Source organism: Streptomyces sp. NPDC021749 (genome assembly GCF_040640655.1).
GTDB lineage: Bacteria > Actinomycetota > Actinomycetes > Streptomycetales > Streptomycetaceae > Streptomyces.
The window spans coordinates 173,669-193,724 of record NZ_JBFACE010000005.1; the positions used below are offsets into that span (position 1 = coordinate 173,669).

15 protein-coding genes and 1 riboswitch are annotated in these 20,056 nt (G+C 74.3%); of the genes, 11 read left to right on the top strand and 4 right to left on the bottom strand.

All coding sequences use genetic code 11. From position 1 onward, the window contains the following. Positions 1 to 191 precede the first annotated feature (191 nt). The 3 genes from AB0G35_RS07215 (at position 192) to AB0G35_RS07225 (ending at position 5,017) form a co-directional block, all read left to right on the top strand. Positions 192 to 2,366, top strand: coding sequence for an N-6 DNA methylase (locus AB0G35_RS07215; protein ID WP_360945045.1), 2,175 nt, complete (start codon positions 192 to 194; stop codon positions 2,364 to 2,366). A 228-nt stretch (positions 2,367 to 2,594) separates the two neighbouring features. Continuing rightward, positions 2,595 to 3,278: a hypothetical protein gene (locus tag AB0G35_RS07220; protein WP_360945048.1), complete on the top strand. Its 684-nt coding sequence runs from the start codon at positions 2,595 to 2,597 to the stop codon at positions 3,276 to 3,278. Then, entirely contained in the window at positions 3,275 to 5,017 is a 1,743-nt protein-coding gene (locus tag AB0G35_RS07225; protein ID WP_360945051.1) for a serine/threonine-protein kinase, read from the top strand. The genes AB0G35_RS07220 and AB0G35_RS07225 overlap by 4 nt, the downstream gene beginning before the upstream one ends. 306 nt (positions 5,018 to 5,323) lie before the next feature. Here AB0G35_RS07225 and AB0G35_RS07230 read toward each other — a convergent pair whose 3' ends face one another. From AB0G35_RS07230 to AB0G35_RS07240, 3 genes are read right to left on the bottom strand one after another with little or no spacing between them, the layout of a single operon-like run. Then, positions 5,324 to 6,199 carry an alpha/beta hydrolase gene (locus AB0G35_RS07230; RefSeq protein ID WP_360945054.1) on the bottom strand — a complete coding sequence of 292 codons (876 nt, stop codon included), beginning with the start codon at positions 6,197 to 6,199 and terminating at the stop codon, positions 5,324 to 5,326. 43 nt (positions 6,200 to 6,242) lie between these two features. Further along, a complete protein-coding gene (locus AB0G35_RS07235) occupies positions 6,243 to 7,532 on the bottom strand; it encodes a beta-ketoacyl-[acyl-carrier-protein] synthase family protein (RefSeq protein ID WP_360945057.1) in 1,290 nt (429 codons plus the stop codon). Further along, entirely contained in the window at positions 7,529 to 7,759 is a 231-nt protein-coding gene (locus tag AB0G35_RS07240) for an acyl carrier protein (protein WP_360945060.1), read from the bottom strand. Before AB0G35_RS07240 ends, AB0G35_RS07235 begins: the two co-directional genes overlap by 4 nt. 272 nt (positions 7,760 to 8,031) lie before the next feature. Here AB0G35_RS07240 and AB0G35_RS07245 point away from each other — a divergent pair, with 272 nt between their 5' ends. The 3 genes from AB0G35_RS07245 (at position 8,032) to AB0G35_RS07255 (ending at position 12,253) form a co-directional block, all read left to right on the top strand. Then, positions 8,032 to 8,670, top strand: a complete 639-nt coding sequence (locus AB0G35_RS07245) for a SurA N-terminal domain-containing protein (RefSeq protein WP_360945063.1) — start codon at positions 8,032 to 8,034, stop codon at positions 8,668 to 8,670. A 138-nt stretch (positions 8,671 to 8,808) separates the two neighbouring features. Beyond that, positions 8,809 to 9,819, top strand: a complete 1,011-nt coding sequence (locus AB0G35_RS07250) for a nucleoside triphosphate pyrophosphohydrolase (protein ID WP_360945066.1) — start codon at positions 8,809 to 8,811, stop codon at positions 9,817 to 9,819. 34 nt (positions 9,820 to 9,853) lie between these two features. Continuing rightward, on the top strand, positions 9,854 to 12,253 hold the full coding sequence (locus tag AB0G35_RS07255) for a tetratricopeptide repeat protein (protein ID WP_360945069.1): 2,400 nt from the start codon (positions 9,854 to 9,856) through the stop codon (positions 12,251 to 12,253). Here the strand turns inward: AB0G35_RS07255 and AB0G35_RS07260 are convergent. Beyond that, the gene (locus tag AB0G35_RS07260) at positions 12,243 to 13,523 is read right to left on the bottom strand and encodes an MFS transporter (RefSeq protein WP_360945072.1); all 1,281 of its coding nucleotides are present in this window, start codon (positions 13,521 to 13,523) and stop codon (positions 12,243 to 12,245) included. The two genes, AB0G35_RS07255 and AB0G35_RS07260, sit on opposite strands and share 11 nt — an antisense overlap. Positions 13,524 to 13,674: 151 nt before the next feature. Between AB0G35_RS07260 and AB0G35_RS07265 the strand changes: the two genes are divergently transcribed. The 5 genes from AB0G35_RS07265 to eno all read left to right on the top strand — a co-directional run bounded on the left by AB0G35_RS07265 (position 13,675) and on the right by eno (position 19,936). Further along, on the top strand, positions 13,675 to 14,556 hold the full coding sequence (locus AB0G35_RS07265) for a LysR family transcriptional regulator (RefSeq protein WP_360945075.1): 882 nt from the start codon (positions 13,675 to 13,677) through the stop codon (positions 14,554 to 14,556). A 185-nt stretch (positions 14,557 to 14,741) separates the two neighbouring features. Next, complete coding sequence (locus AB0G35_RS07270) at positions 14,742 to 15,977, top strand: cytochrome P450 (RefSeq protein WP_360945337.1); 1,236 nt, start codon at positions 14,742 to 14,744, stop codon at positions 15,975 to 15,977. Between the two features lie 250 nt (positions 15,978 to 16,227). Further along, a complete protein-coding gene (locus tag AB0G35_RS07275; RefSeq protein ID WP_360945078.1) occupies positions 16,228 to 17,274 on the top strand; it encodes a transglycosylase family protein in 1,047 nt (348 codons plus the stop codon). Between the two features lie 211 nt (positions 17,275 to 17,485). Next, positions 17,486 to 17,694, top strand: a riboswitch (cyclic di-AMP (ydaO/yuaA leader). Between the two features lie 7 nt (positions 17,695 to 17,701). Next, positions 17,702 to 18,358 carry a transglycosylase family protein gene (locus tag AB0G35_RS07280; protein ID WP_360945081.1) on the top strand — a complete coding sequence of 219 codons (657 nt, stop codon included), beginning with the start codon at positions 17,702 to 17,704 and terminating at the stop codon, positions 18,356 to 18,358. A gap of 291 nt (positions 18,359 to 18,649) precedes the next feature. Then, positions 18,650 to 19,936, top strand: coding sequence for a phosphopyruvate hydratase (gene eno / locus AB0G35_RS07285; protein WP_360945084.1), 1,287 nt, complete (start codon positions 18,650 to 18,652; stop codon positions 19,934 to 19,936). Positions 19,937 to 20,056 lie beyond the last annotated feature (120 nt).

Consider the following 20,056-nt stretch of genomic DNA (forward strand, 5'->3'; position numbering starts at 1 on the left):
GTAGGAGCCCCTTCCGGGCTGGTTGATCGAAGACCGTTGCGGTGATGGGTCAATAACAGCAGAGGCTGTGAACCGAGTCAACATGAATGAAAGGAGGGGATTGGTTCACGCTGTGAAAGGGGAGGAACTTGACGGATGGGTATGCTGGCCGACACAGCGTCGGGGGTCACAGGAGGTCGGGGGTTCACGGAATGGGAGTCAGCCAGGTGCCGCACAACGCGTCAGCGGACCAGGGGGCGGACGGCCGCCCGACCGAGGTGACCGCCGCCGGCATCGCCCGGCTCGCCGGCGTCGGCCGGGCCGCGGTCAGCAACTGGCGGCGCCGCCACGCCGACTTCCCCAAGCCCGTCGGCGGCACCGAGACCAGCCCCGCCTTCGCCCTCCGCGACATCGAGCAATGGCTGCGCGACCAGGGCAAACTCGCCGAGGTCCCGCTGCGCGAGCGGGTCTGGCAGCAGCTCGTGGGGCACCCCGCGGGCGCCGCGGCCGCGCTCCGCCAGGCCGGCGCCGTCCTGCTCCTCGCCCACGACCGGCCCGCCGCCTGGCAGCAGCTGCGCGGCGCCGCCGACGACACCGAGCTGACCGGCGTGCTGCCCGCGATGCTCGACTCCGTGCTCGCCGCCCGGCTCGGTCCCGGCCACCCCGTCCGCGGCCTCACCCGCGAGGCGCTCGCCCCCTCCGCCGCGCTCGTCCGCTCCACCGGCGAGCTCGCGGCCGTGGACGGCGCCCCCGAGGCGTACGCGTTCCTGCTCGGCCGCCACCTCGACGCCAACCCCCGGCAGTACACCCTGACCCCGCCGGGACCGGCCGCGCTGATGGCCGAACTCGCCGCCGTGGCAGGCCCGTTGACCACCGTCCTCGACCCGGCCTGCGGCGCCGGCGCGCTGCTCGCCGCCGCCCGCGAGCGCACCGCCGACGAGACCGACGGCGCCCCCGTCACCCTCCACGGCCAGGAGTCCGACCCCGACCTCGCCGCGCTCGCCGCGCTCCGCCTCGCCCTCGGCGCCCCCGATGCCGAGGTCCGGGTGCGCGCCGCGGACACCCTGCGCGCCGACGCCTTCCCTGAACTCGCCGCGGACGCCGTGCTCGTCCACCCGCCGTTCAACGAACGCAACTGGGGCCACGACGAACTCGCCTACGACCCGCGCTGGGAGTACGGCTTCCCGGCCCGCACCGAATCCGAACTCGCCTGGGTCCAGCACGCCCTGGCCCGGCTGCGCGAGGGCGGCACCGCCGTCGTGCTGATGCCGCCCGCCGCCGCGTCCCGCCGCTCCGGCCGCCGGATCCGCGCCGACCTGCTGCGCCGCGGCGCCCTGCGCGCGGTCATCGCGCTGCCGGCCGGCGCCGCCCCGCCCAACGGCGTCCCGCTGCACCTGTGGGTGCTGCGCAGGCCCGGCGGCGCCACCCCGCCCACTCCCCAACTCCTCGTCGTCGACACCGCGGGCCCCGCCGCGGGCCCCGCCGCCGGCGCCGCCGCCGGCGCCGCCGCCGGCCGGGACCGGCCCGACTGGCAGACCGTCCGGGACACCGCCGTCGAGGCCTGGCGGGCCTTCGACCGCGACGGCGAGATCGAGGAACGGCCCGGCGTCCGGCGCTCGCTGGCCGCCATCGACCTCCTCGACGACGACGTCGACCTGGCCCCGGCCCGGCACCTCCCGCCGCCCGCCGCGGCCGGCGGCCCGGCCGCACTCGCCGAGGTCCACGACCGGCTGACCGAAACCCTCGCCCGGACCACCCAGCTCACCCCGCGGCCCGCCGACGCCGACGCCGGACCGGCCCGCTGGCCGCTGACCACCGTCGGCGAACTCGCCCGCTCCGGCGCCCTGGTGCTGCGCACCGGCGGCCCCGGCACCGCCCCCGCCGAGGCCGCGGACGCACCCCCGGTCCTCACCGACCACGACGTCATCGCCGGCGGCGCCCCCTCCGGCGCCCTGCCCGAAGCCCCCGCCTCCGGACCCGCCGAGGAACCCGTCCTGATCCGCGAGGGCGACATCATCGTCCCGGTCCTCGGCGGCGGCGCCGTCGCCCGGGTCGTCGACGCGGCCACCGCCGGCGCCGCCCTCGGCCGCAACCTCACCCTGCTGCGCCCCGACCCGGCCGCCCTCGACCCGTGGTTCCTCGCCGGCTTCCTGCGCGGCACCGCCAACAACCGCCAGGCCAGCAGCTACGCCTCCACCGCCACCCGGCTCGACGTCCGCCGCCTCCAGCTGCCCCGGCTCCCGCTGGCCGAACAGCGCCGCTACGGCCACCGGTTCAGCGACCTGGCCGCCTTCGAAAGCACCCTGCGCCAGGCCACCCGGCTCGGCGAACAGCTGGTGCAGGGCCTCTACGACGGACTGACGGACGGCTCGGTCACGCCGGAGTGACGGACGGCCCGGCGGAAGGGCGGGACCCGGGGCGGTTCCCGGCCCGCCGCAGGTCGCAGAATGGGCCCGGCACATCGCCCGGCCCATTCCGTACAACCCCGCACACGCGCCCGGTGTCGTATATACGCTCGCAAGGCACGTGCGGCGACGGGCGCACCACCGTCGGCGTGCCAGGCCGCCGTGTCAGCACGGCCCCACCGGCCACGAACCGATCCGTCAGGAGCACTGATGCACGGCCCCGTCCCGGCCCACCCCCCGCACCGTCCCCCGGCGCAGGGGACGGTCATCCTGCTGCGGGTGGTGTTCGTGGCCATCGCGGTGCTCAGCCTGGGGCTGCTGGCCTGGGTGCCGATGCTGCGGGCCGCGTTCGTGCAGCGCGGGCAGCTGGGCTGGTGGCTGTTCTGCGGGGACCTGGTGGCCGTCATCGGAGCCTGCGTGCTGATCGTCAGTTACGCCGAGACGGACTGGCGCACCAACGTCGGCGTGGGCCTGCTGCTGATGCAGATCGCGGCGGCCGTGGCCTACTACCTCGTCGTCGACACCCGCGCCCGGCGCACCGCCGTCCCCGCCACCGGCCATGCCCCGGCGGCCTACCCGGGCACCCCGGCCACCCCGGGCGCCCCCGGCCTCCCCGGGGTGCCGCCCCTCGCGCACCCCTACGGCCCGCCGCAGCCGGCCGCCCCGGGCGCCTTCCACAGCCGGGAGACCCAGCCGTACCAGGGCGCCCGCCCGGCCAACCCGTACGCGGTGACCGAGACCCGGCTGCCCCCGCCGCCGGCGCCCGGCCACCACCCCGCGCCCTACCTCCCCGCGCCCGCCCCCCAGGAGCGTCCGCAGCCGCAGCGCATCGACCGGGTACGGGCCGAACTCGACGAACTCAGCGACTACCTCCGCAAGGAGGAAGGACGGTGAACGGCCGGGTCATCGGCGACCGGTACGAACTCTCCGCGCTGCTCGGGCAGGGCGGGATGGGCCAGGTCTGGATCGGCTACGACCGCCGGCTGGACCGCCGGGTCGGCGTCAAACTGCTGCGCCCCGACCGGGTGGCCGGCACCCCCGACGGCGAGGAGATGCGGCGCCGCTTCGTCCGCGAGTGCCGGGTCACCGCGCAGGTCGACCACCCCGGGCTGGTCACCGTCCACGACGCCGGCAGCGACGGCGAGGACCTCTATCTGGTCATGCAGTACGTCGAGGGCGCCGACCTCTCCGACCACCTCGCCGAGCACGACCCCTACCCCTGGCCCTGGGCGGTCTCGGTCGCCGCCCAGCTCTGCGCCGTGCTCGCCTCCGTGCACGCGGTGCCGATCGTCCACCGCGACCTCAAACCCCGCAACGTCATGATCCGCCCGGACGGTTCCCTGGTCGTCCTCGACCTCGGCATCGCCTCCGCGCTGGACACCGACACCACCCGCCTCACGCACACCGGCTCACCCATCGGCAGCCCCGCCTACATGGCCCCCGAGCAGGCCATGGGCGGAGCCGTCGGCCCGTACACCGACCTCTACGCACTGGGTGTCCTGCTGCACGAACTCCTCAGCGGCGAGGTCCCGTTCGCCGGCTCGACGGCCCTCGGCGTGCTGCACCGCCACCTCCACGAGGAGCCCGTCCCGGTGCGGAAGCTCCGCCCCGACGTCCCCGAGGCCCTCGAAGCGCTCGTCCTGCACCTCCTCCGCAAGGACCCGCAGGCCCGCCCCGCGGACGCGCAGGAGGCCTACCAGGCCCTGGCCCCGCTCCTGCCGACCGCCACGGTGGGCTCCCCGGCGAACCCGCCCGCACCACTCGCCCCGATGGACCCCACCCGTCCCTTCCGCCACCCCCAGGCCCCCTGGCCTCTCCGTTCCTCCCAGACCCCGACCCCCACCGCCCTCGCCACCCCCCAGGTCCCGGCACCCGCACCCGCACCGGCTCCGGCCGCCGGCCCCGCCGACCCCCGCGTCTCCGCCCTCTCGGGTGCGCTGACGCCGAAGTCCGCCGGAAACCCCGACGGTGGCGGATGGGACCGCACCCCCCACACCTCCCGCCCACCCGGCGCCTGGACCTCCGCCGCCACCCCCCTGGTGCCCCCGCCCCCGTCGTCTCCCCCCTCCACCGGACCGGATGTCGCGGCCGCCGTCGACGAGGTCAAGAACCTGCTCGACCAGGGCCGGATCACCCACGCCGTGGACATCCTCGGCAACATCCTCCCGGCCGCCGCCGAACGGCACGGCGCCCACTCCCCGGTCGTCCGCACCCTGCGCAAGCAGTACGCCGCGACCCTCATGGACGACGGCCAGTACCGCCGCGCGCTGCCCGAACTCCGCCTGCTGGCCGAGGAGTACGCCAAGGAATCCGGCGCCGGCGCCACCCGCCAGGCCCTCCAGTTCCACTACGAAGCAGCCCAGTGCCTCGAACAGCTCGGCGAGGTCACCCAGGCCCTGGAGGAATTCCGCGCCCTGCTCCCGTACTTCGAGCACTACGCCGACGACCCCCTCCGCCCCCTGGAGATCCGCCGCTCCATCGGCCATCTGCTGCTCGCCCAGGGCGAACGCGGCGCCGCCCAGGAAACCCTCTCCCGCCTCCTCTACGACGCCGAACGCCTCCACGGCCCCCACCACGCCTTCCCCACCGAACTCCGCCGCACCCTGTACTGGCTGAGCCAGGTCCAGGGCTAGGACGGGCCGGGAGGAGAGCGCGCCTGGCCTCCCCACTACGGGCACCTCGGCGCCCGGCGGGGGCTACGGCTCCGGGGCCGCCGCCGCCACGTCGTCGACGGTGCCCGACATGATCGTGCGCAGGTGCGCGGTGAGGCCCGGCATGGGGTGCAGGACGGTCGGGTCGGCGGGGACAGCGGTCATGGGCCTCACTCCTCGGGCGGTTGCGCGCGCGACGGCTCACGCGACGCGGCGAAGGGGGCTTTGCGGCAGTGGCTCCGCGCGCGGGCCGTGACCGCCTACTTGGCCGCCGGCCGCCCCGGGTTCTCAGAGCCCGGCCGGCTCACAGGTGACCAGGTAGTCCGCGGTGTCCAGGGGCTGGTCGGTGAAGAACCGGACGACCAGGTCGACCACCGCCTGGGCGCGTTCGAGGGCGACCCAGTGGTCGGACTCGGCGATGGTCAGGAAGCGGCTGTCCTCGATGGTGGCCGCGAACGCCCGCTGCTTCTCGGGCGAGGAGACCGTGTCGTGCTCACCGCAGAAGACCAGCGCGGGCACCCCGGTCAGCCCGCCCGACGGGTTCAGCTCCTCGGTCGCGGAGCGGTCCAGGACCGTGAAGCCGTGCGGGATGTGCGTGACGGCGTGCATGATCAGGCGCTTGACGTAGCGGTGCACCAGCTTGCGGTGGCGTACGAAGCGGTTCTCGTCCTGGCACAGCCACAGTTTCAGTGCCAGGTCGACGAACTCCTCCGGCTCACCGGCCGCCATCCGGGCCGCGGCCTGGCGCCACAACGCCAGCTGGGCGTGGGTCACGTGCGCCGGCACGCCGCCGAGCAGCAGCCGCGCGATCCGGTGCGGCCGGCGTTGCGCGAAGGCGAAGGCGATCGCCGAACCGAAGGAGTAGCCGAAGAGGTTGACGCGGGCCACGCCGAGGTGGTCGAGGACGTGCTCGACCGCCCGGCACATGGTCTCCAGGCCCTGGTCGGGCCGGAGCGGATCGGCGTTGCCCGAGCCCGGCAGGTCCAGGGTGATCAGGCTCGCCACCGGCGACACCGGCTCGTCGAGGTGCTGCCAGCCGTATTTGTCCTGCAGCGCGCCGCCCAGCACCATGACCGGTTCGGTCCGGGGAGCCGGCTGCCGCACCAGCCGGTAGGAGTAGGACAGCCCGTCCACCCTCAGGGCGTGGACCGCTTCGTTGGTCATGCGTCTCCTTCGCGTGGGTGCCACGCCGGGACCGGCGGTGGGTTCACCCGCGGCTGACGACCAGGGCGGCGTTGTGCCCGCCGAACCCCAGTGAGGTCTTCACCGCGCAGTCCAGCCGCGCCGGCCGGGCTTCCTTTGCCACCACCTCGACGGGGATGTCGAGGTCGGGCGAGGCGAGGTTCGCCGTCGGCGGCACCAGCTGGTGCTGCACCGCCAGCACGGTGAACGCGGTCTCGATGGCGCCGGCCGCGCCGAGGGTGTGGCCGGTCATGGCTTTGGTCGAGGTGACCAGGGGGTGTTCGCCGAGCACCCGGCGCAGCATGGTGCCCTCGATCAGATCGTTCAGGACGGTCGAGGTGCCGTGCGCGTTGACGTGCCCGACGTCGGCGGGGCCGGCGCCGGCATCGGCCAGCGCGGCGCGCAGCGCGCGTTCGGCGCCGGCGCCGTCGGGATGCGGGGCGACCGGGGCGTATGCGTCGTTGGACGAGCCGTAGCCGGTGATCTCGGCCCTGATCCGGGCGCCCCGGGCCCGGGCGTGCTCGGGCCGCTCCAGGACGAGCAGCCCGGCGCCCTCGCCGAGGACGAAGCCGTCCCGGTCGGCGTCGAACGGGCGGCAGGCCGCGGCCGGGTCGTCCCGCCGGGTCGAGAGACCCTTCATCTTGCACATGCTCGCCACCAGCAGCCGGGAGCAGGCCGATTCGGCGCCGCCGGCCAGGGCGATGTCGCACATGCCGGCGCGCAGCAGCTGACGGGCCAGGCCGATGGCGTCGGTGCCGGAGGCGCAGGTGGTGTTCACCGCGAGGCTCGGTCCGCGGGCGGCCAGATCGCGGCAGACGCTCGCCGCGGCGCTGTTGCCGGTGGTGAGCGCGGCGAGTGTGGGGGAGACCCGGCGCGGCCCGCGCTCCAGGAGGGTGGTGTGCTGCTCGTCGTAGGCGGGGAGCCCGCCGTTGGCGGTCCCGATGAGGACCGCGACCCGGTCGCCGTCCCACTCGGCGGGGTCCAGCCCGGCGTCCGCCACGGCCTCGCGGGCGGCCAGCACCGCCAGTTGGGAGAAACGGTCCATCAGGCGGCGGGCGGCCACGTCCAGGGCCTGGTCGAGGTCCAGTCCGTCGACGAGGTACATGAAGTCCGTGGGCAGATCGCGCAGTTCAGCCGGCCGCCGCACCCCGGACGGCGTGGTGGCGCGGGTGATCTCCCGCCAGCTGGCGTCCGCCCCGGCGCCGGCGGCGGTCAGCATGCCCAGACCGGTCACGGCGGCCGCGTACGGCTGCTGCGCGGGACCGGGCGCGTACCCGCCCGGGCCCGGGCGGGGCTCCCGGTCCGGGCGGCTCATGCGGCCGCCACGTGCACGGCCGCCAGCAGCTGGCCGTAACTGTCCCGGGGCGTCAGCTCGACGTCCTCCAGATCGACCTGGAGACCGTCCTCGATGAGCAGCCGGAGCTCCTCCAGCGCCAGCGAGTCGACCCCCAGCTTCCGCAACGGGATCTCCGGGCTCATGGAGAGGGGATCCACTCCGAATTTCGTCGTCAACAGGGTCCGCACCTGTTCCGCGATGTCCACTCCAGCCACCTTTCTCACCGGTTGGGGCCCGCCGGACTATGGGGACAACGCCACAGACGCCCGTTGAGTCACGCCGCGCCCGGCGTTCGTGCGGTGCGCGGTGAGGGGCCGGCCGCGGTCCGTGCGGAGCGGGCGGGCGGGGGCCGGGGGCGGGACGCAGAAACCGAGCCGGGCGCAGATCGTTGGCCGAAGCAGTGGCCTGGGCCACGCCGACTTCATAGCATCGATCACTCAAGGTCGTAACTCCGTCGCACGATCTGCCGGGAGGCCATGTGTTCCGCCGTAGGACAGCGCTCTCCGTATCCACCACCGCCGCTCTGCTGGCCGCGGCCCCGCTGCTCGCCGCCTGCGGGAGCGGGGCGCACCCCGGTGCCGCCGCCATCGTGGACGGGAAGCGGATCACCGTCGCCCAGCTGCAGGCGAAGGTCCGGGACGTCCGGGCCGCGCAGGCGAAATCCCCGCAGGGCGGCCAGCTGATCATGAACACCGGCCGGCTCAGCCTGGCCACCCTCAACGGCATGATCTTCGACGAGGTGCTGGCGCGCGGCGCCGAGGACGCCGGCGTGACGGTCACCCGCAAGGACGTCCAGAGCTGGCGCGGCAAGGCCGAGAAGCAGGCCGGCGGGGCCGAGCGGCTGAAGGCGATGTGGCTGCAGCAGGGCATCGCCCCCGACGAGGTCGACGGCATGGTCCGCAACCAGCTGCTGCTGGACGGGATCGCCGAGCACCTCGGCGCGGACCGCGGCAAGCCGCAGGGCCAGCGGAAGCTGGCTCAGTCGCTGGCCCGGACGTCCCGGTCGATGGGGATCGACGTCAATCCGCGCTTCGGCAAGTGGGACGACCAGCAGGTCATCCTCGGGGAGACCAAGGACCCGTGGATCGCCACCACCCCGGTGCGGCAGCAGGCCTGATCCGGGCCGGCGGCGGCGCGGGCGCCGGGACGGCTGCCGGCCGGACCGGGCGGCCCTCGGGCCCGCCATGGCCCACGGGGGCCACCGCCGCCGGGCGGTGCCGACGGGGCTGTCGGTGGGGTGCGTTACGTTCGATGGGTGAACGCTGACGCCTCCGCCGCCGCCTCCGCCGCCGCCCGCCCCGAGGGCCCCGGCACCGGACGCCTGGTCCTGCTCACCACCAGCCACCGGGTCGCTCCCGGGCTGCTGTCCTGGCCCGCGTGGCAGGTGCTGCGCGCCGCCGAGCGGGTGCTGTGCGCCGATCCGGACCATCCGCAGCTGCCGTATCTGCGCGAGGCCGGCATCGCGGTGGAGACCGCCGCCCCGACGGCCCGCGAGCTGGTCGACTACTGCGTGCCCGAGGACCGTACGGCCGTCGTGCTGACCTCGGCGGAGGGCGAGAGCGCGCTCACCGACGGGCTGGCCCGGCTGGCCGGCTCGGGCCGCGAGACCATGCCCGACCTGGAGCTGCTGCCCGGCTCCTACGACCTGCCCGGTGCCCGGCTGCTCGACCTCGTCCAGGTCATGGACCAGATCCGCGCCGAGTGCCCCTGGAGCAGCATCCGGACCCACCAGGACCTCGCCAAGTACAGCCTGGAGGAGGCGTACGAGATGGTCGAGGCCATCGAGGCCGGCGACCGGGTCGAGCTGCGCGAGGAGCTGGGGGACGTCCTCCTCCAGGTCGTCTTCCACGCCCGGATCGCGCAGGACGATCCGGAGGAGCCGTTCTCCATCGACGACGTGGCGGGCACGATCGTGGAGAAGCTGATCCGCCGTCATCCGCATGTCTTCGGGGAGGCGGAGGCGGCCACCCCGGAGGAGGTCAGGGCGCACTGGATGCGGACGAAGGCCGTGGAGAAGCAGCGGGAGTCGGTGACCGAGGGCGTTCCGCTGGCCCAGCCCGGCCTGGCCCTGGCGGCGAAGCTGGCGTCGCGGGTGCGCACGGCGGGCCTGGACGTGCCGCTGCCGGCCGGCCGGGGGATCGGGTACGAGCTCCTGGCGATGGCGGTCCGCGCCGAGGCGGAGGGCACCGACCCGGAGGCGGCACTCCGCGCGGCCGCCCGCGCCTACCGCGACGCGGTCCTCGCGGCGGAGGGCGGTACCCCTTAGTACCGTTGGCGCAGGGCGTGTTGAGGGGGCGGGTGTGGAAGCGGAGTTGGCGGCGCTGGCGGGTTCGGGGGCGAGCGCGCTGGTGCAGGCCATGGCGACGGACGCCTGGGCGGACGTCCGGCTGAGGGTCTCGGAACTCTTCCGGCGGGCGGCGGCCGACGCGCCGTCCGAGGCGGCGCACGACAGTCCTCACGAGGCGGCGCACGACAGCCCTCACGAGGCGGCGCACGACAGCCCTCACGAGGCGGCGCACGCGCCGGAGACCGCTGCGCCGCCGCGGCCGGCGAAAGAGCCGTCCACCGGTACGGCGCCGGAGCCGTCGGAGGAAACCACCGCGCGCTGGCAGGCCAGCCTGCGCAGCCTGCTGGAGCAGCACCCCGAGGCCGCGGGTGAACTCCGCGCGCTCTGCGAGGAGTTGGCCGACGGGCCGGCCGTCCGGCCCGCCCCCCGGGTGCGTAACTCCGTCACCGGCGGCAGCCAGGGCCACCTCATCCAGGCGGACACCATCAGCTCGCTGACCGTGCACACCAGCCCGTACCACGGCGCGCTGCCCGACCCCGACGACTGGCCGCGGGCCGAGGACGTCGACCGCGTCGCGCTGGGCGTGCGCCCCGCACACCGGATCCCGGACCTCCCGGCGCTGCCGCCCTACGTCCTCCGGGACCGCGACGACACCCTCCTCGCGGCGATCACCCGGGCCCGGGACGCCGGCGGGCTGGTGCTGGTGCTCGGCGAGCCGTTCGCCGGCAAGTCGCGTACCGCGCTGGAGGCGATGGCCCAAGGGCTCGCCGGATTCCGGGTGTTCGCGCCCGCCCGCGGCGCGGACCTGCGCGGTCTGCCCGCCCTGTTGCAGGGGCGCCCGGGCCGCTACGTGCTCTGGCTGGACGACCTCGACGGGCATCTCGGGGACGCGGCCGGCGGTGGGGGCGGCAGCCTGGAGCCACGGCTGCTGGCCCAGCTGACCGCGCTGGGCGTGATCGTGCTCGCCACGATGCGCGAGGACGCCTACGACGAGCACCGGCACACCCCGCACGGCCGGGTGCTGGACCTGGCGACCGTCGTCGAGCTGGCCCGCGAGTGGAGCCCGGCCGAGCGGGCCCGGCTGGCGCACCGGGGCGGGGAATCCGGGGACCCGAGGCTGGTCGACGCGCTCTGTTCCAGCGGCCCCGAAGGCGCGGCCGCCTATCTGACGCTCGGGCCGCTGCTCTGGGACGAGTGGTGGCGGGCCCGCCGCGCCGACCGCCACCCGCGCGGCCACGCCCTGGTCCGCGCCGCCCTCGACCTGGCCCGCTGCGGGCTGCACGGCCCGCTGCCGATGGACCTGCTGGTCAAGGTGCACGAGTGCTACGCCGGCGTCACCGGCATGGACCGGGAGCCGCTGGCGGACGCCCGCGCGTGGGCCACCGAGCGGCGCCACGGCCTGCTGCGGTTCCTCGTCCGCGGCACCGGCGACACCTGGCGGGTCGCGCCCTTCCTGCTGGAGGCGGCCGAGTGGCACGACACCCTGCCGCCGGTGGACGGCCAGGTCTGGGGCTACGCCCTGGCTGTGGCGCGGGCGGACGACGCATACGACTACCCGGCGTTCGCGGCCGTGGCCCGCGAGGCGTTCCGGCGGGCCGCCGAGGCGGGGGACGGCACCGCGTTGCACAACCTCGGGGTGCTGGCCGAGTCGCTGGGGGAGCGGGCGGAGGCCGAGGAGTGGTTCCGGCGCGCGGCGGACGACGGGCAGCCGCAGTCCGCGTGGCGGCTGGGCCGGATGCTCGCCGACCGGGGCGAGGACAAGGCGGCCGAACCGTATCTCGAACTCGCCGCGGAGGCCGGGGACGCGGAGGCGGCGACGCTGCTGGGAAAGCTGCTGCGAGGGCGGGCGGAGCGGTGGCTGGCCGCCGGGAGGGCCGGCGGGAGCGCGGAGGCGGCGTATCTGTGGGCCGATCTGCGGGTGGCCGCGGGGGACACGAACGAGGCCTTCGACGGCTACTGCGAAGCGATCGAGGCCGGGTGCGCCGACGTCGCGGCCCGCTACGGCAGCCTCCTCCTGCTGTGGAACCACGGCAGGGCCGCCGAGGTGTGGTTGCGGCGCGCCGCGGACTCCGGCGACGAGCGGGCGGCGCAGCGGCTGCGCGAAATCTCGGAGACGATCGCGCCCGGGGAAACCGAAGTGGAATTCCGGTGGGACGCCAACGAGGGCAGACCCCTCGCCGCCGCCAACTACGGCGTCTTCCTGGAGACCAAGGGCGATCCGGAGCGAGCCCGCCCCTGGTACCTCAAGGCCTACGAGTCCGGCGACCCCTACGGCGCCTTCCGCCTCGCCGAGTTGCACAAGAAGGCCGATGAGCCCGGCGAGGCTCAGGCCTGGTACCGCAAGGCCGCCGCCATGGGCCACCCCGGTGCCAAGCGGGCCCTCGACGAGGAGGACGGCACCATCATCGTGTGACCGTTACCGTCACCGCGGCCGGCTCCTGCGCCCGCGCCGCCCGGTCCCGCCGGGGACGGCGGCGCGCCGGCCGGTCCAGCAGCCAGACCGCCACCACGGCCGCCGCCAGCCCGGCCCCCATGGCGCACACCCCGGCCCAGCCCCCGGCGGACCACACCACCGAGGTCAGTGCCGAGCCGGCCGCGCCGCCCGCGAAGTAGCTGGTCATGTACGCGGAGTTGAGGCGGTTACGGGCCTCGGGGCGGACGCCGTAGACCAGGTTCTGGTTGCTGACGTGCAGGGCGTGCGCGGCGAGGTCCAGCACGATCACCCCGGCCAGCAGCGCCGCCAGCGACCAGCCGCCGCCCGCCCCGCCCAGGGCCAGCAGCCCCCAGGAGCCGAGCAGCAGGAACGCCGCGGCGCCGGCGACGTGGTGGACCAGTCCGCGGTCCGCCAGCCGGCCGGCGGCGGAGGCGGAGAGCGAGCCGGCCGCGCCGACCAGTCCCAGCAGACCGATGGCGGACTCCTGCCAGCCGTAGGCCGGCCCCGACATCAGGAACGCCAGTGCCGTCCACAGTGCGCTGAAGCCCGCGAAGGTCAGCGCGCCCAGCGCCGCCCGCCACCGCAGCACCGGCTCGTGGACGAACAGCGCGAGGATGGAGCGCAGCAGTGCGGGGTAGCGCAGCCCGGCCGTGGTGCGCAGGGCCGGCAGCCGGAGCCGCAGCAGGACGGCCGTCAGCGCCATCAGCCCGGCGTTGACCCAGTACGCGGTGCGCCAGCCGCCCAGTTCGGCGAGGGTTCCGGAGGCCGTACGGGCGAGCAGGATGCCCAGCAGCAGACCGGTCATGACCGTGCCGACGGTCCGGCCGCGCTCCTCGGGGGCGGCGAGGGTGGCCGCGTACGGCATGACGACCTGCGCCGCGACCGAGGTCAGGCCGGTCAGCGCGGTGCCGGTCAGCAGCAGGGCGGCGTTGGTCGCGCTCGCCGTCACGGTGAGGAAGACGGCGGTCGCCGCGCACAGCGTGACGGCGAGCCGGCGCCGCTCCAGCAGATCGCCGAGCGGGACGAGCAGCAGCAGTCCGAGGCCGTAGCCGGTCTGTGCGACGGTCACCACCAGCGCGGCGGTGGATGCCGAAAGCCGCAGGTCATGGCCGATGACGTCGAGCAGCGGCTGGGCGAAGTAGTTGCCGGCGACGGACAGACCGGTGGCGACGGACATCAGCAGCAGCGTGCCGCGGCCCAGCCGTCCCGGTCGGTGCTGCGCGGACCGGTGTGCGTCCTCGACCGTCATGCCTGACCTCCCCCTTCGTTGCCCGCGGCCACCGTGGCGGCGGGCACCCCCAGCCTCGGCCCGGCAGTATCGATGAGTCCAACACATCGTTTTCATGGCATCCATCGCGTATCACGATCGATGGCCTCCGTCGGTGGCAGGATCGGCGGACATGGAGCTCCAGCAGATGCGCTATGCCGTGGCGGTGGCCGAGACCGGCGGGTTCACCCGGGCCGCCGAGCGGTGCCACGTCGTGCAGTCGGCCCTCAGCCACCAGATCGCCCGGCTGGAGAAGGAGCTCGGTGCGCGGCTCTTCGACCGGACCAGCCGCAGCGTCCGGCTGACCGCCGCCGGCGAGGCGTTCGTGCCCGTGGCGCGGCAGGCGCTGGCGGCGGCCGAGCGGGCCCGGGCCGAGGTGGCGGCGGCGACCGGGGAGGTGCGCGGCCGGCTGGCGGTGGGTGCCATCTCGACCGTGGCGGCCGTCGATCTCGCCCGTGAGCTGGGCGATTTCCGCGCTCGCTATCCGCAGGTGCGGGTCGGCCTGCAGACGGAGATGAGTGATGCACTCATCGAGAAGGTGCGGGAGGGGACGCTGGACGTCGCCTTCGTCGGGCTGGTGCCCGCCGCCCGCCCGGCCGGCGTACGGGAGCGGGTGCTGGCCCGCGGGGAGCTGGTGGCCGTCGTACCGCCGGGGCATGCTCTGGCGGGGCGGGAGTGGACGACGCTGGCCCGGCTGGCGCGGGAGACCTTCGTGGACTTCACCGCGGGCTCGGCGGCCCGGCGCCAGCGCGACGAGGCGTTCCGGGCGGCCGGGTTGGCGTCGGAGGTGTCCTTCGAGGTGACCACCGTGGAGTTCCTGGCGAAGCTGGTGCGGGCCGGGTTGGGCATCGGCATGGTCCCGGAGGCCATCGCCTCCGAGCTGTCCGGGCTGCGCATCGTGCGGGCGCGGCCGGCGCCGGAGCGTACGGAACGGGTGGTGTGGAGCGCCCTGGGGCCGTCACCGGCGGCGGTGGCCTTTCTGGAAGGGCTGGGGGTGGATCCGAGCGGGTCCTAGCGACGGCCGCCGGGAGGCCCCGGGGCCGGTCCGCCGTCCGTGCGCGGGGCGTCTTCCGGGGCGGTTACGGTCAGAGGGTGCACGACAAGCCTCGCCCCGCCCCTACGGACCCGGCCCCCGCGGACGCCTCCCCGGACCGTCCCGCCGGCTGCCCGGCCAACCGGTCGGTCCCGCCCGCGCCCGAGCTGTTCACCTGGGAGTTCGCGTCCGATCCGTACCCGGCGTACGCCTGGCTGCGCGAGCACGCGCCGGTGCACCGCACGGAGCTGCCCAGCGGGGTCGAGGCATGGCTGGTGACCCGCTACCCCGAGGCGCGGCAGGCGCTGGCCGACGCCCGGCTGTCCAAGAACCCGGTGCACCACAGCGAGTCCGCGCACGGCAAGGGCAAGGTCGGCATCCCGGGCGAGCGCAGCGCCAACCTGATGACGCACCTGCTCAACATCGACCCGCCGGACCACACCCGGCTGCGCCGGCTGGTCAGCAAGGCGTTCACGCCCCGGCGTGTCGCCGAGTTCGCGCCCCGGGTGCAGGAGCTGACCGATCACCTCATCGACGGGTTCGCCGCTCGCGGCGAGGCCGACCTCATCCACGAGTTCGCCTTCCCGCTGCCCATCTACGCGATCTGTGACCTGCTGGGCGTCCCGCGCGAGGACCAGGACGACTTCCGGGACTGGGCGGGCATGATGATCCGGCACGGCGGCGGCCCGCGCGGTGGCGTGGCCCGCTCCGTGAAGAAGATGCGGGGCTATCTCGCCGACCTCATCCACCGCAAGCGGGAGGCGCTGCCCGACGGGCCGACGCCGGGGGAGGACCTGATCTCGGGTCTCATCCGGGCCTCGGACCACGGTGAGCACCTCACCGAGAACGAGGCCGCGGCGATGGCGTTCATCCTGCTCTTCGCCGGTTTCGAGACCACCGTCAACCTCATCGGTAACGGCATCCACGCCCTGCTGGGCCACCCCGCCCAGCGGGAGCTGCTGCAGAAGGCGCTGGCGGCGGGCGACACCGAGCTGCTGACCACCGGGGTCGAGGAACTCCTCCGCTTCGACGGCCCGGTGGAGCTGGCGACCTGGCGGTTCGCCACCGAGGAGCTGGCCCTCGGCGGGCAGCGGATCGCCGAGGGGGACCCGGTCCTGGTCGTCCTGGCCGCCGCCGACCGCGACCCGGCGCGCTTCGCCGAGCCGGACGTGCTCGACCTGACCCGGCGTGACAATCAGCACCTGGGATACGGGCACGGCATCCACTACTGCCTGGGCGCCCCGCTCGCCCGGCTCGAAGGTCAGACCGCGCTCGCCACCCTGTTGACCCGGCTTCCGGACATCCGGCTTGCGGTGGAACCGGATGAATTGCGGTGGCGGGGCGGGCTCATCATGCGCGGACTGCGGTCGCTGCCGGTGGAGTTCTCGCCCGAGCGGTCCTGACCAGCGGCGGAGGCCGGTGGTGACAGAGCGTCAGGACGTAACCTGCGCGTGATCTCCGCTACACCGACTTGTGACTACCCGTGACCCCCGCTACCTTTCGATCCACGATCGACGGTCCCTCGAACACATTGCCGAGGAAGGCCGCCGGTCGGGACAACTCAACCGCCGCGCGAAAGGCATCCGCATGCGTTCCGGGAACGGCCGACACCGTCGCCCCCGTCAAGCACCGGCCATCTTTGTCACGGCGGGAGTGACCGGCTCGGCACTGGCACTGCCCCTGCTCTCCGCCAGTGGCGCCCACGCCGCCGACACCGCGACCTGGGACCGGGTCGCCCAGTGCGAGAGCGGCGGCGTCTGGAGCTCGGACGCCGGCAACGGCTTCTACGGCGGGCTCCAGCTCACCCAGGAGATGTGGGACCGGCACGGCGGCGGGGCCTACGCCTCGCGGCCGGACCTCGCCAGCCGCGCCCAGCAGATCGCGGTGGCCGAATCGATCCTCGACGACCTCGGGCCGGACGCCTGGCCGAGCTGTGCGGTGAACGCGGGCCTGAAGAAGGACGGCCGGGCGCCGCAGGTGAACCCGGGCGGCACCAGCACCCCGATACCCGACCCGTCGGACGATGACGACACCGCCGGCCGCGGCTCCTCCGGCTGGCACGACGGCACGGCCGACGACCCGGGGGGCGACGAGGGTGACGAGCCGGCCGGTGACGAGCCGTCGCGGACCACGCCGTCCCCGTCCACTCCCGCCCCCTCGGACTCCACCGGGACCGACGAGACGTCCCCCGACCCCGACCGGACCTCCGGGCCCTCCGGTGACGCCACGCCGGGCGACCGTGACGAGGACCCGTCCGGCACCCACGGTCCTTCCGGCACCACCGACCCCTCCGACGACGGCAACGGCGACGGCCGGGGTGCCGGTGACGGCAGCGGTACGGACAACGGGGGCGGCGCGTCCTCCGACGGGACCCAGGGCGGTACGGCGACGGACAGCGTGCCGGGCGGTACCGGCCGGCACCGCGGCGGCGCGGACCCGGGCGAGGGCGAGGGCGACGGCGGCGGCCGGACGTCCGGCGGGCGGCACGCCTCGCGCGGTGACGACGCGCACCGGACGCCCCCGGCGGACGGTGGCGGGTACACCGTGCGGCCGGGTGACAGCCTGTCAGCGATCGCCCGGGCGCACCGGCTGCCGGGTGGCTGGCCGGCGCTCTACGACCGCAACGAGGACGTCATCGGGTCCGACGCGGACCTGATCCAGCCGGGTCAGCAGCTCGATCTCGGGCAGTCCGCAGGGTAGTTCGCCGGTTTCGGCCCGCTTTGGCGAAAGTGAGACAAGCGTCTCGTTGTGGGGCGGTGGACCCCAAAGGGTCCACCGCCGTCACACCGGTCCCCACCTGCGGCTTTACGTCCCCTCCGTGATCAAAAACGGTCAACTCGGTTCAGATGAGGGGGTTTGAACCCCACGGGATTCCTGTTTACGGTCATCACCGCTCGCCAAAGCGGGCCCCTTCGACCACACGCCGAATCCTGCCGGTGGCCGGAGGCAGTTGACGCGCAAGCGCCGTAGGCAGGAGCGGGGGAACCAAGGTAGGCGCCGGCCCGGCCCGTGAAAGCGGGTCAGCCGGCTTGGGGTGAAGCCCGGTGCTCACGGCACCGGCCGGGCGACTCATCAGTCCGAACCCGACAGCTCACCTCGCAGGCGTCGGTGAGGAAACGAACGAACCATGCTGATCAACAAGGGCAAGCACCGTCGTCCCTCCAAGGCCGTCCGCGTCGCCGCGCTCGCCGGTGTCGCCGGTGCCGCCGTCGCCGCCCCGCTGATGGGCGCCACCTCCGCTTCCGCCGCTTCCGTCGCCACCTGGGACAAGGTCGCCCAGTGCGAGTCCGGCGGCAACTGGTCGATCAACACCGGTAACGGCTACTACGGTGGCCTGCAGTTCTCCAACTCCAGCTGGGCCGCCGCCGGCGGCACCAAGTACGCGCCGCGCGCCGACCTGGCCACCAAGGCCCAGCAGATCACCGTCGCCGAGAAGCTCCTCGCCCTCCAGGGCCCGGGCGCCTGGTCCTGCGCCGGCGCCGGCGGCCTGACCTCCGGCGGCCCGTCCCCTGACCTGGACACCAGCACCCCGGTGGCCAAGTCCGCCCCGCAGAAGAGCGACGCGGCCGTCAAGCGCACCCCGGCCGCCCCGAAGCACGAGAGCGCCCCGGCGGCCCCGAAGAAGAACCAGGGCCACGGCAACTACACCGTCAAGGCGGGCGACACCCTCGCCAAGATCGCCAAGGCGCACGGCACCAACTGGAAGGCCGTCTACGCGGCCAACAAGTCCGTCATCGGCGGCAACCCCAACCTGATCTTCCCGGGTCAGAAGCTCCACGTCTGAGCCGTCCCCGCACCGGGACAGCTCTGGTGAGACCGGCCCCGTCCGGCGCGCCCCTCCCCCCGGCGCGCCGCGGCGGGGCTTCTCCGTGTCCCGCCGCCCGAGCCGCCGCCGGCCGGGCCCGCCGCCGGACTTTCCCCGCTTGGCGAACATCGCGGCAAACCTCCCGTGACCTGGTCCTTTGTTCTGCTTGTGGGGTTATTCCGTCCCACGGAGCGGGCCAAGGGGAGGCGGACGCTCCCCGGGCCGTTAGGCTCGTGCTGCAGAACTCCAGACACCCATGAAGGAGACAACGTGCCGTCCATCGACGTCGTCGTAGCCCGCGAAATTCTCGACTCGCGAGGTAATCCCACGGTCGAGGTCGAGGTCGGCCTCGACGACGGCAGCACCGGCCGTGCCGCCGTGCCGTCCGGCGCCTCGACCGGCGCCTTCGAGGCCATCGAGCTTCGCGACGGCGACCCCAACCGCTACCTCGGCAAGGGCGTGGAGAAGGCCGTCCTGGCCGTCATCGAGCAGATCGGCCCGGAGCTCGTCGGCTACGACGCGACCGAGCAGCGGCTGATCGACCAGGCCATGTTCGACCTGGACGCCACCGACAACAAGGGCTCGCTCGGCGCCAACGCCATCCTCGGCGTCTCCCTCGCCGTCGCGCACGCCGCCTCCGAGGCCAGCGACCTCCCGCTCTTCCGCTACCTGGGCGGCCCGAACGCGCACGTCCTGCCCGTGCCGATGATGAACATCCTGAACGGCGGCTCGCACGCCGACTCCAACGTGGACATCCAGGAATTCATGATCGCCCCGATCGGCGCGGAGTCCTTCTCCGAGGCCCTGCGCTGGGGCACCGAGGTCTACCACACCCTCAAGAAGGTCCTGAAGGAGCGCGGTCTGTCGACCGGCCTGGGCGACGAGGGCGGCTTCGCCCCCAACCTCGGCTCCAACCGCGAGGCCCTCGACCTCATCCTGGAGGCCATCAAGCAGGCCGGCTACACCCCCGGCCAGGACGTCGCGCTCGCCCTGGACGTCGCCGCCTCCGAGTTCTACAAGGACGGCCGCTACCTCTTCGAGGGCAAGGAGCGCTCCGCCGCCGAGATGACGGAGTACTACGAGGAGCTCGTCTCCGCGTACCCGCTGGTCTCCATCGAGGACCCGCTGTTCGAGGACGACTGGGCCGGCTGGAAGGTCATCACCGACAAGCTCGGCGCCAAGGTCCAGCTGGTCGGCGACGACCTGTTCGTCACCAACCCCGAGCGCCTGGCCCGCGGCATCGAGGAGGGCTCCGCCAACGCCCTGCTGGTCAAGGTCAACCAGATCGGCTCGCTGACCGAGACCCTGGACGCCGTCGAGCTGGCCCAGCGCAACGGCTTCAAGTGCATGATGTCGCACCGCTCCGGCGAGACCGAGGACGTCACCATCGCCGACCTGGCCGTCGCCACCAACTGCGGCCAGATCAAGACCGGTGCCCCGGCCCGCTCCGAGCGCGTCGCCAAGTACAACCAGCTGCTGCGCATCGAGGAGATCCTCGACGACGCCGCGGTGTACGCCGGCCGCTCCGCCTTCCCGCGGTTCCGCCAGGGCAGCTGACCCGCGGCGCGAAAGGGCTGATCGGGCGAGCAAACCGCCCAGCACCCCGTACGTCCCCGGTGACGGTCCCGTACCGTTGCCGGGGACGTACCTGCTTGAAGCAGACCGGCGTCCGTCAGT